The sequence below is a fragment of the Prescottella equi genome (genome assembly GCF_002094305.1).
GTDB lineage: Bacteria > Actinomycetota > Actinomycetes > Mycobacteriales > Mycobacteriaceae > Prescottella > Prescottella equi.
Window position 1 is genome coordinate 300769 of sequence record NZ_LWTX01000005.1, and the last position, 10820, is coordinate 311588.

A 10820-nucleotide genomic window follows, 5' to 3' on the forward strand; every position below is an offset into this window, starting at 1 on the left:
AAAAGTGACCTGCTGCACAACGGACGCTAGGATCGACCGGTACGCGTGACCTCCTGTACCACCTAACCCGAAACCGGAGAGCCGACCGTGACGAACACCCTCGAAGCCAGCATCGAGATCGCCGCCACCCCGCAGGACGTGTGGACGATCGTGTCCGACCTCAAGCGGATGGGCGAGTGGAGCCCGCAGTGCCGCAAGATGCGTGTGTCCGGCGAGGTCCGAGAGGGCACCAAGACGTTCAACATCAACCGCAAGGGCTTCCTGGTGTGGCCGACGACGTCCAAGGTCGTCCGCTTCGAGCCCAACAAGGCCATCGCGTTCCGGGTCAACGAGAACCGCACCATCTGGTCGTACACCCTCGAGCCCACCGAGACCGGTACCCGCGTCGTCGAGCGCCGTGAGGCCCCCACCGGCACCAGCCAGGTATCGCAGTTCCTGATCAAGACCGTCCTCGGCGGCGCCGAGTCCTTCGAGGCCGACATGATCGTCGGGATGAACGCGACCCTCGCGCGTATCAAGAACGAGGCCGAAGCCCTCGCCGTCGGCTCCCGGTAGCACATCGCGACCCACCGGTTCTCGGTGGTCACGTAACCTGTGTCAGCACGAGCGGCACACGCCGCCGTCACACTCGAACAGGTAAGAGGAGCCCGTGGCACGTCGACCGACACCCCCTGGTACCCCCCAGCCCACCGGCGTCGGCCACGTCATCGGCCTCGTCAAGGCGGCCGTCCCGCCGCTGCATCCGGCGGGTCTGCCGTTCGTGCTGACCCCCCTCGCGGTGGCCGCGGTGGGACGCAACCGCAAGTGGGTGCGTCGCGCCGGGCTCGCGTCCGCGGCCGCGTGCGCCACGTTCTTCCGGCACCCGCACCGGGTGCCGCCGAACCGGCCCGGCGTCGTCGTGGCGCCGGCCGACGGTGAGGTGGCGCTCGTCGACACCGCCGTCCCCCCGGCCGAACTCGGCATGGGCGATCAGCCGCTGCCGCGCGTGAGCATCTTCCTGTCGGTCCTCGACGTGCACGTCCAGCGCACACCCGTCGCCGGACTGGTCAGGAAGGTGGTGCACCAGCCCGGCCAGTTCCTGTCCGCGGACCTGGCCGACGCCAGCGAGGTCAACGAGCGCAACAGCATGCTGATCGAGACGCCCGACGGCCACGACGTCGCCGTCGTACAGATCGCCGGCCTGCTCGCCCGCCGCATCGTGTGCGAGGCCAAGGAGGGCGACAAGCTCACCATCGGCGACACGTACGGACTCATCCGGTTCGGCTCCCGCGTCGACACGTACTTCCCCGCCGGCACCACGCTGCTCGTCGAGCGCGGCCAGCGCACCGTGGGCGCCGAGACCGTCCTCGCGCAGCTGTCGTGAGACCGGGCCGCCCCAGCGGACGGAACGCCGTCCGATTACTGCCGAGCATGATCACGATCCTCGCGCTGTGCAGCGGGCTGTCGGCGGTGAAGTTCGCCCTCGACGGTGAACTGGGGACCGCGCTCGCGATGATCGGCGCCGCGGCCGTCCTCGATTCGCTCGACGGCCGCATCGCCCGCATGCTCGACGCCACCAGCAAGCTCGGCGCCGAACTCGACTCGCTGGCCGACGCCATCTCGTTCGGCGTCGCGCCCGCGCTCGTGCTGTACGTGACGCTGCTCGACGGCAACAACTTCGGCTGGATCATCGCGCTGCTGTTCGCCGTCAGCATCGTGCTGCGCCTGGCCCGGTTCAACACGCTGCTCGACGACGACACGGTGCCCGCCTACACGAAGGACTTCTTCGTCGGCGTACCCGCACCGGCCGGCGCCCTGATCGCTCTGACGCCGCTGGCGGTCTACATCCAGTGGGGTGACGGGTGGTGGTCGTCGATCGGTGTCGTCACCGTGTGGACGCTGCTGTCGGCGGCGCTCATCGTCAGCCGCATCCCCACGCTCGCGATGAAGTCGGTGTCGGTGCCCGGTCACATGGCCGCCGCACTCCTGGTACTCGTCGCACTCGCCGCCGCAGCGCTCGTCACGTACCCGTACATCCTGCTGATGGTGCTCGTCGGCGTGTACCTCGTGCACATCCCATTCGCGATCCGCTCGAAGCGGTGGGTCGCCGCCCGCCCCGAGACGTGGGACTTCAAGCCGTCCGAGCGTCGTGCCATCCGCCGCTCCCCCAACGGCAACCGCCGCTCCGCCGCCCGCCTGGGCCTGCGCCGCCCCCGCTGAGCCCGGCTTTCCCTGCCCCTCCTCCCTCCCGCGTTTTGCGCACTTATCGCGGGAATCCCGGCCCCCTTCTCGCGTTTTGCGCACTTATCGCGAGGGGCGGGGGCCGAGTTTTCGCGTTGCGCGCACTTGACGCGGGCGGTGGTCAGAAGTGGCGGGCCCGGGCGCTTCGGGCGCGCAGCACGGCGCCGTAGATCTCGTCGATCACGACGTCGGGGTTCACCATCATCTCCTTGGTGACGAAGTGGATCTGCCAGCCGGCCTGCCGGAGCTTGTTCTGCCGGACCCGGTCCCGCGCTATCGCCGAACCCTGCCCGTGCCACTCCCCGTCGTACTCGACGACCAGGCGTTCCTCCTCGAATCCGAAGTCGACGCGCGCGACGAACTCGCCGTCGGCGTAGATCTGCAGTTGCGGCTCCGGATGCAGTCCCGCGAAGTGCATCCGCACGCGCAGCTTCGATTCCGGCGGGGACTCCGCTCGCGGATCGCAGAGCGCCAACGCCTCCCGCGCCCGCACGATGCCGTGATCGTGCCGGCCCTCGAAATACGACGCCATGCGCGCCACGGTCGTCAGCTTCGCGCGCAGGATCCGGTCGGCGTCGGCGACGGCGCGGACGAGTGGCCCCGTCGAGAGCACGTCGAACGTCATGCGTTCGGGGCGGGCGATCGCGATCTGCTCCCACGGCTGATGGTCGCCGGCGTCGATCGCGACGCGTCGAACGTTCAATCCCGGACGCCGGTTGACCCGACATCCGGGCAGCGCGATCACGTCCACCGGATCCGACGCCGAGGCAAGGTCGACGCCCCGCACCACCGCGGCCGACCGGCCGGTGAGCACCAGCGTCCCCTCGCCGGTGAGCGCGGCGGCCCGGCATCGCAGTTCGTGGCTGACGCGCACCCCGGTCGGGCAGTAGACGCCGCGGAACAGTCGGCGAACGCGGGGGCCGCGCAGGTCCGACGGGCGGAGCGCTCCCTCCCGGACGGCATCGCGTCCGACGAACACCTCGGGCAGTTCGGGTCTCTTCCTCCTCATGACTCGTCACAGTGCCCTACGACGGCGAACCGACCCCGGTCCGAACACCGAGTTATCCACAGCCTCCACGCTTCTCCACAGCCCACCCCCTTCGCGTTTTGCGCACTTATCGCGAGAATCCGGGTCCCCCACGTCGCGATAAGTGCGCAAAACGCGGGAGGGAGGGGCGCGGCAGGTGCGATAAGTGCGCAAAACGCGGGGAGACAGGGGACGCGACGGGCCGCACTAGGCTGGACCGCGTGACCTCACCCGAACTGACGCTCACGGTCCGACTCAACACGTCCGCCGCGGACGCCCGACGCGGGGTGGTGCGCCTGCACCCCGAGGCGCTCGCGGCCCTCGGGCTGCGGGAGTGGGACGCGATCTCGCTGATCGGGGCGCGTCGGACAGCGGCGGTCGCCGGGATCGCGCCGGCCGGAACCCCCACCGGGACGGCGCTGCTCGACGACGTCACACTGTCCAACGCCGGGCTGCGCGAGAACGCGACCGTGGTGGTCACACCCGTCGCGGTGTACGGCGCACGCACCGTCACGGTGAGCGGATCGGCGATGGCGCAGCAGTCCATCCCCGACGCGACGCTGCGGCAGGCGCTGCTCGGCAAGGTCCTCACCGTCGGCGACGCCGTGTCGCTGCTGCCCCGCGACCTCGGTCCCGGCACCAGCACGACGTCGGCCACGCAGGCCCTCTCGCGAACCTTCGGCGTCACCTGGACGTCGGAGCTGCTGACCGTCACGGGCGTGGACCCCTCGGGCGGACCGGTGAGCGTGCAACCGAACTCGGCCGTGCGCTGGGGTGCGGGTGTCGCGCACGCCACGCCCGCACCGACGACGTCGGCCGCACCGACGGTGGTCGAGCCGCGGGAGGCCGACGTCATGCCGGTCGAGGACCTCGTCGGCGCCCACGCGCAGGCCGCGAAACTGTCCGAGTGGCTGACGCTCGCCCTCGACGAACCGGAACTGCTGCAGAAGCTCGGTGCGTCACCGCATCTCGGGGTGCTCGTCACCGGGCCGGCCGGCGTCGGCAAGTCGATGCTCGCGCGTTCGGTGCTCGCCAAGCGCCGCGTCGTCGAACTCGACGGCCCGGGCGCCGGTGCGTCCGAGGCACAGTCGCGGCTCGAGCGGGTCACCGCGGCCGTGGACGCCGTCCGGTCCGGCGGCGTCCTGCTCGTCACCGACATCGACGCGCTGCTCCCGGCCACCCGCGAGCCCGTGTCGACGCTGATCCTCGACCAACTGCGCCGCGCCGTGGACACCGAGTCGGTGGCGTTCGTCGCCACCACCGCGCATCCCGAGGACCTCGACGACCGACTGCGCGCGCAGGACCTGTGCGACCGTGAGCTGTCGCTGTCGTTGCCCGACGGCGCCGGACGCCGCCAGTTCCTCGAACTGCTGCTCCGCAAGGTGCCGACCGCCGACCTGGATCTGCCCGCGATCGCTTCGCGGACACCAGGATTCGTCGTCGCCGACCTGGCCGCCCTGTGCCGGGAGGCCGCCCTGCGCGCCGCGTCCCGCGCGAGCAGCGACAAGGCGGAACCGAAGCTGACGCAGGACGACCTGGTGGGTGCCCTCGAAGTGATCCGCCCGCTGTCGCGTTCGGGCACGGAGGAACTGGCGATCGGCAGCGTCACTCTCGACGACGTCGGCGACATGGTCGAGACCAAGCAGGCGCTCACCGAGGCGGTGCTGTGGCCGCTGCAGCACCCCGATTCCTTCGCGCGCCTCGGCGTCGATCCGCCGCGGGGCGTCCTGCTGTACGGTCCGCCCGGTTGCGGTAAGACGTACCTTGTTCGCGCCCTTGCCAGTTCGGGTCAGCTCAGCGTGCACGCCGTCAAGGGTGCCGAACTCATGGACAAGTGGGTGGGCTCGTCCGAGAAGGCGGTGCGCGAGCTGTTCCAGCGGGCCCGCGACTCGGCGCCGTCGCTGATCTTCCTCGACGAGGTGGACGCCCTCGCGCCGCGCCGCGGGCAGAGCTCCGACTCCGGCGTCTCCGACCGCGTCGTCGCCGCACTGCTCACCGAGCTCGACGGCGTCGAACCCCTGCGCGACGTCGTCGTCCTCGGCGCCACGAACCGGCCGGACCTCATCGACCCCGCGCTGCTACGCCCGGGCCGACTCGAGCGCCTGGTGTTCGTGCCGCCACCGGACGCGGACGCGCGCAAGGAGATTCTGCGGACGTCGGGCAAGTCGGTGCCGCTCGCCGACGACGTGGACCTGGACGCCCTGGCGCAGGATCTCGACGGCTACTCCGCCGCGGACTGCTCGGCGTTGCTGCGCGAGGCCGCGCTCGCGGCGATGCGGCGTGACGTCGACGCCGCCGACGTCACGGCCGCCGACGTCGCCGCGGCACGCGAGAAGGTGCGCCCCTCGCTCGATCCCGACCAGGTGGCGCATCTCGAGGCGTACGCCGAGAACCGCTGACGCGCAGCCGCCCTACTGCCAGCGGGCGAGGAGCTCGTTCGCCCGCACGGCCAGGGCGGCCTGCAGCAGCGGACCGAAGCTGACCCGGCCGACGCCGACGGCCGCGAAGTCGGCCTTACCGCCGCGCACCGGATCGGCAATTGCGTTGACGGGCAACGGCAGTGCCGACGTGAGCTGCCGGTACACGTCGTCGCTGTGGAACCCCACCGGGTACAGCACGTCGGCCCCGGCCTCGGCTGCGAGGGTGAGGCGGGCGATGGCCCGCTCGACGCGATCCGCCTCGTCACCGACCTGCTTCAGGAACAGGTCGGTGCGCGCGTTGACCACCACGTGCACCCCCGCGGCGTCCGCGGCACTGCGCAGGCCGCCGACGAAGTCCGCGTGCTCCTGCGCCTCACGCAGCCGGCCGCCCTCGCTGTGCACGGTGTCCTCGATGTTGAGGCCCACCGCGCCGACCTCGACCAGACCGTCGATCAGCTGCTGCGGCTGCAGGCCGTAACCCGCCTCGATGTCGACGGACACCGGCAGGTCCACCGCCGCGGTGATCTGCGCGACGCGCGTCGTGAGCTCGGTGAACGTCATGCCCTCGTTGTCGGGCCGGCCCACCGAGTCGGCGACCGGGTGGCTGCCGACCGTCAGGGCCGCGAATCCGGCCTCGGCGGCGAGGCCGGCCGACCACGCGTCCCACACGGTCGGGAGGATCACGGGGTTCCCGGGCTGGTGCAGTGCGAGCAGATCGCTCGCCTTCTGGGTGATCGCAGTCATGAGCAGTCCTCGCGTCGCGGAGTGGGAAGTCCATCGTGGCACGCCGGCGGGCGTCGACCACTCCTTCCGCTCACCCGTTCCCGGACGCGAGCCGGAGGGACTACCGCCTGCAGGACGCCTTGGCCTGCTCGACCTGATCGTCCGTCAGCGGCGGCGCGGGCAGCGGCGTGCGCTCCGCCCCCTCCGCCCGCAGGCCGTCGAGCACCAGCGCGAGATAGCGGCGCCACGCCTCGGGCGCGACCGGCCGGACGAAGTCGATGACGGACTCGACCATCCGGCTGACCGCGAAGAGATCGTTGACGGTGACGTCCGGTCGCAGCGCACCGGCGTCGCGGGCCCGGGCGATCAGGGCATCGACCACCGGCGTCACCCGCTCGCGCGCGCAGGCGATCTGTTCCCGGCCCTCGTCGCCGGTGAAGAAGACGTCGGCCATGCCCCGATTGAGCGCCATCTGCTCGCAGGTGAGGGCGACGAACTCCACCAGCCCCTCCCACGGATCCGCGCACTCGAGCGCGGCGCTCGCACTGTCGGCCAGGTCGTCCATGTGCTGCTGGAACACCCCGTCGACAAGTTCCTGCTTGCAGGTGAAGCGGCGGTAGACGGTGCCGACGCCGACCTCCGCGTGCCGCGCGACGTCGTCGAGAGTGATGTCGATGCCACGGGTCGCGAACAGTTCTGCCGCGGCGTCCAGAATCTTGCGGCGGTTGCGCTCGGCGTCGGCGCGTAGCCGGCGACCTCCTGTGACGGTGCTCACGATTCCCATTCTGCCATCCCCGAAATTGCGACATACCCGGACAAACCGCTCCACGAGAGAAAATCAAGTGGAGATATCTCCTCCACTTAGGCGTACGGTGACCTAAGTGGAGCTTACTCCTCCACTTCACTCCATCTCGGTGACTCGCACCACGACCCACGTCCAGAGGGGTTCCTCATGAGCAGCACCACAATCGATCCGCCGGAGACCGTGCCGGGAGAACAGACGAGAGAGCACCGTCTGCGCTGGTTCGTCCTGGCCGTCATCGGACTGGCCCAACTGATGGTGGTGCTCGACGCCACCATCGTGAACATCGCGCTACCCGCCGCCCAGAAATCACTCGAATTCTCCGACGCCGACCGGCAGTGGGTGGTCACCGCCTACGCGCTGGCATTCGGCAGCCTGCTGCTGCTCGGCGGGCGCCTGAGCGACCTGTTCGGCCGCCGCAACACCTTCGTGATCGGCCTCGTCGGTTTCGCCGCGATGTCGGCAGTCGGCGGCGCGGCAGTGAACTTCCCGATGCTGGTCGCCGCGCGCGCCGGCCAGGGCGTCTTCGGCGCACTGCTCGCTCCGGCAGCGTTGTCCCTGCTGTCGGTCACCTTCACCAGACCCGACGAGCGCGCCAAGGCCTTCGGCGTCTTCGGCGCAATCGCGGGCGCGGGCGGCGCCGTGGGACTGCTGCTCGGCGGCGTGCTCACCGAATGGGCCTCGTGGCGGTGGAGCCTGTACGTCAACCTCGTCTTCGCGGCCGTCGCCCTCGTCGGCGCGGTACTGATGATGGCGCCGCACAAGGCCGAACACCGGCCCCGGCTCGACATCCCCGGCACGGTCACGGTGTCGGCCGGGCTGTTCAGCATCGTCTACGGCTTCTCCCACGCCGAGTCGCACGGCTGGTCCGACGGCGCCACCATCGCGTGGCTCCTGGCGGGTGCGGTCCTGCTGGCGATCTTCGTCGTCATCGAGACCCGCGTCGCGCATCCGCTCCTGCCGCTGAGGGTGGTACTCGACCGCACCCGAGGAGGCGCCTACCTGGCCATGTTCATCGCCGGCACCGGCATGTTCGCGGTGTTCCTGTTCCTGACCTACTACATGCAGACGGTCCTGCAGTACAGCCCGGTCGTCACCGGTGTGGCCTACCTGCCGATGGTCGCGGGCATGGTCATCTCGGCCACCACCTCCACCAGCGTGCTGCTGCCCCGGTTCGGTCCCCGGCCGCTGATGACCACCGGCCTCACCCTCGTGGCGGTCGGCATGGTCCTGCTCGCCCAGCTCACCGTCGCCAGCACGTATGCGCCGCACATTCTGCCCGGCCTGGTGCTGCTCGGCGTCGGCATGGGAATGGTGTTCGCACCCGGCATGCAGGGGGCGGTCACCGGCGTCCGCCCCGAGGACGCCGGTGTGGCCTCCGCGACGGTGAACACCATGCAACAGGTCGGTGGGTCGATCGGCACCGCGCTGCTCAGCACGATCGCGGCGACTGCCGCGACGAGCTACCTGTCCGACGCGGCCCCCACCCCGCAGAGCCAGGCCCTCGCTGCAGTGCACGGCTACACCACCACGTTCTGGTGGTCGGCCGCGATCTTCGCTGCGGGAGCGGTGATCTCGGCGTTCCTGCTACCCGGCGGCAAGCTGCCCGCAGCAGAGGACGCTCCCGAGGGTCAGCTGGTGATGGCGCACTGACGTCACCGAGTTCGCCCGAACGGCGGCGATCACGCTGAGCGTGGTCGCCGCCGGAACGCGTTGCGCGCCAGGTAGCGTCGGGTCGGTGACTCCGACCGTCCGCGCGTCCCTGTCCGCCGTCGCCGCCCTGTTCGCCGGGGTGCTGGCCACGTTCGTGCTCGTCAATCCACCCCAGTGGCGTTCGAGTTTCAATGCGTCCGAAGGGCAGCTGAGCAGTTGGAACGCCGCCGTGCCCACCGGAGTGGTGGTCGGCTGTGCCCTCGCGGTAGTGACCTGCGCGCTGTTGCTGCGGGCGTCGTCGACGCGTCCCGCCTGGATCGGGGCGGTCGTCGCGACGGCCGTGCTCATCGCAGCCCGGCTGACGGTGTCCGGGGTCGGTGACCTCGAGCAGCTCACGCTGCTGTACTACGCCAAGTGCCTCGCCGGCGGCGTCCTGCTGGGCGCAGCCGTCGCGGCGGTGTGGGCGCGGCCGGTCCCCCGACTCGCGCTCGTCGGCGCGGTCGGCGCGACGTTCGTGGTCGCGCACACCGCGAAGGCGGACTGGGCACCGAGCACGTCGGCCCTCGGCGAGCCGTTCTGGTGGATCCTGATTCCCGCGCTCGTCCTCGCTGCGGTATGCGCGGTGGTCGACGACGCCACACCCGAGCGCATCGACCGGGACACCGCGCTCGGCGTGACCCTCGCCGCCGTCACTTTCGCCCTCGCACACCGACTGCTCGGCGAGTGGGTCGACCGGCAGACCGGTTCGCAGTTGCAGCAGTGGGTCGTCGTCGCGCTGTGCCTCGTACTCGTGGTCGCCCTCGCCGAGTTCTGGGCACGACGTCTCGACGCGCCGTTCCTGCTCGCGGCCACGGCGGTCGCGGCGGTCACACCTTTCGTCGCGCCGGTGCTCGGTCAGGAGTACCTCCGACTGCGCCCTTGGGTGTCGGTCGCGGTCGGCGTCGTGGCCGTCGCGGTGGGCGTCGCCGTCAGCCTGGCGCGCCGCATGCCGATGATCGGTCTCGCCGTGCTCGCGCTGATCCCGCTGTCGGTCCTCGTCGCACCGGGCACCACCGACAACCGGGGATGGGTCCTCGTCCAGCTCGCAGCCCTCGGGGTCGGCATCGGGCTCGGCCTCGGCTCCACCGTGCCGAACCGCGCCGCCACCGGCGCACTGGGCCTCGCGGTACCGCTCCTGTCGCTGGTGTTCGCCCGAGTGGTCGGTGTCACCACGTCGTTCGTGATCTACAGCGGCGCGTACGAGCCTCTGCCCGGCGTTCCGTTCGCTCGATCGCAGGATGACTCCTACACCGGCAACCGCGTACTGATCAATTCTTCGATGCCGACCATCACCTTCGACCGCACCGCCGCCGTCGCGATGTTGCTCGTCGTCGTGTTCTGCGCGCTCGCGATCCGCGGACAGCGGAGGCAGCAGTCCGCCGCGCTCCCGGAATGACCTCACGGACATCCGTCACAATGCGTCAGTCGACGAGATCCAACTCTCGCAACCGTGCGAAGACGAGCCGGGATCCGGGCGCCGTCTCGGGCATCGCGGCGTATTCGTCTTCGGTGAAGTAGCGGATCTCGGCGACCTCGCTGGTGGGCTTCGGCTCGTCGTCGAGCTCCGCGAGGAAACACGTCATGTGCAGCCGGGTGCCGGGTCGGTGACCGAACGCGGGCGCCTCGAACACGCCGAGTTCGACGACCGTGCCGTCCACGATCCCCGTGTCGAGCTCCTCCCGGACCTCTCGGTGCAGAGCCTGCTCGGGGGTTTCACCTGGGTCGATCTTGCCGCCCGCCATGTAGAACGCGGTCTTGCCGGCCGATCGGGCCTGCAACATCCGGCGATCGCGGATATGGGCGAGGGCGGCGGTCCGGATCACGGTGGGATTCTCGTCTGACACCCGTTGGAACGTACTCCCGTCGGGCCGACCCCACCGACCTCGGCCGATTTGCCCGGTTGATACCGATTGAGGCGTCAACTCGAGCACTTAGT

The 10820-nt window shown here is 70.4% G+C and carries 10 protein-coding genes; 6 read left to right on the forward strand and 4 right to left on the reverse strand.

What is annotated here, in order from left to right:
• The first annotated feature begins 87 nt into the window (after positions 1-87).
• The 3 genes from A6I89_RS15305 (at position 88) to pssA (ending at position 2199) form a co-directional block, all read left to right on the forward strand.
• Entirely contained in the window at positions 88-555 is a 468-nt protein-coding gene (locus A6I89_RS15305; RefSeq protein ID WP_005517939.1) for an SRPBCC family protein, read from the forward strand.
• A 94-nt stretch (positions 556-649) separates the two neighbouring features.
• Positions 650-1363, forward strand: coding sequence for a phosphatidylserine decarboxylase (locus A6I89_RS15310; RefSeq protein WP_005517938.1), 714 nt, complete (start codon positions 650-652; stop codon positions 1361-1363).
• Between the two features lie 47 nt (positions 1364-1410).
• A complete protein-coding gene (gene pssA, locus A6I89_RS15315) occupies positions 1411-2199 on the forward strand; it encodes a CDP-diacylglycerol--serine O-phosphatidyltransferase (protein ID WP_005517937.1) in 789 nt (262 codons plus the stop codon).
• 142 nt (positions 2200-2341) lie between these two features.
• Here pssA and A6I89_RS15320 read toward each other — a convergent pair whose 3' ends face one another.
• Complete coding sequence (locus A6I89_RS15320) at positions 2342-3229, reverse strand: endonuclease domain-containing protein (protein ID WP_044991353.1); 888 nt, start codon at positions 3227-3229, stop codon at positions 2342-2344.
• 239 nt (positions 3230-3468) lie between these two features.
• On the opposite strand from A6I89_RS15320, the gene A6I89_RS15325 reads away from it, so the two are divergent.
• Positions 3469-5646, forward strand: a complete 2178-nt coding sequence (locus A6I89_RS15325; RefSeq protein WP_022597652.1) for an AAA family ATPase — start codon at positions 3469-3471, stop codon at positions 5644-5646.
• A 12-nt stretch (positions 5647-5658) separates the two neighbouring features.
• Here the strand turns inward: A6I89_RS15325 and A6I89_RS15330 are convergent, their stop codons facing one another.
• Both A6I89_RS15330 and A6I89_RS15335 read right to left on the reverse strand, forming a co-directional pair.
• On the reverse strand, positions 5659-6411 hold the full coding sequence (locus A6I89_RS15330) for an isocitrate lyase/PEP mutase family protein (RefSeq protein ID WP_022597654.1): 753 nt from the start codon (positions 6409-6411) through the stop codon (positions 5659-5661).
• A gap of 100 nt (positions 6412-6511) precedes the next feature.
• Entirely contained in the window at positions 6512-7174 is a 663-nt protein-coding gene (locus A6I89_RS15335; RefSeq protein ID WP_022597656.1) for a TetR/AcrR family transcriptional regulator, read from the reverse strand.
• Between the two features lie 168 nt (positions 7175-7342).
• On the opposite strand from A6I89_RS15335, the gene A6I89_RS15340 reads away from it, so the two are divergent.
• Both A6I89_RS15340 and A6I89_RS15345 read left to right on the forward strand, forming a co-directional pair.
• On the forward strand, positions 7343-8845 hold the full coding sequence (locus tag A6I89_RS15340; protein ID WP_022597657.1) for an MFS transporter: 1503 nt from the start codon (positions 7343-7345) through the stop codon (positions 8843-8845).
• Positions 8846-8930: 85 nt separating this feature from the next.
• Positions 8931-10280, forward strand: coding sequence for a hypothetical protein (locus tag A6I89_RS15345; protein WP_022597659.1), 1350 nt, complete (start codon positions 8931-8933; stop codon positions 10278-10280).
• 25 nt (positions 10281-10305) lie between these two features.
• Here A6I89_RS15345 and A6I89_RS15350 read toward each other — a convergent pair whose 3' ends face one another.
• Positions 10306-10728, reverse strand: a complete 423-nt coding sequence (locus A6I89_RS15350) for an NUDIX hydrolase (protein WP_005517929.1) — start codon at positions 10726-10728, stop codon at positions 10306-10308.
• Positions 10729-10820: the final 92 nt, after the last annotated feature.

Coding starts and splice junctions, on each gene's coding strand:
- pssA (WP_005517937.1), top strand. CDS start 1,411: ATGATCACGATCCTCGCGCTGTGCAGCGGGCTGTCGGCGGTGAAGTTC.
- A6I89_RS15340 (WP_022597657.1), top strand. CDS start 7,343: ATGAGCAGCACCACAATCGATCCGCCGGAGACCGTGCCGGGAGAACAG.
- A6I89_RS15335 (WP_022597656.1), bottom strand. CDS start 7,174: ATGGGAATCGTGAGCACCGTCACAGGAGGTCGCCGGCTACGCGCCGAC.
- A6I89_RS15330 (WP_022597654.1), bottom strand. CDS start 6,411: ATGACTGCGATCACCCAGAAGGCGAGCGATCTGCTCGCACTGCACCAG.
- A6I89_RS15320 (WP_044991353.1), bottom strand. CDS start 3,229: ATGAGGAGGAAGAGACCCGAACTGCCCGAGGTGTTCGTCGGACGCGAT.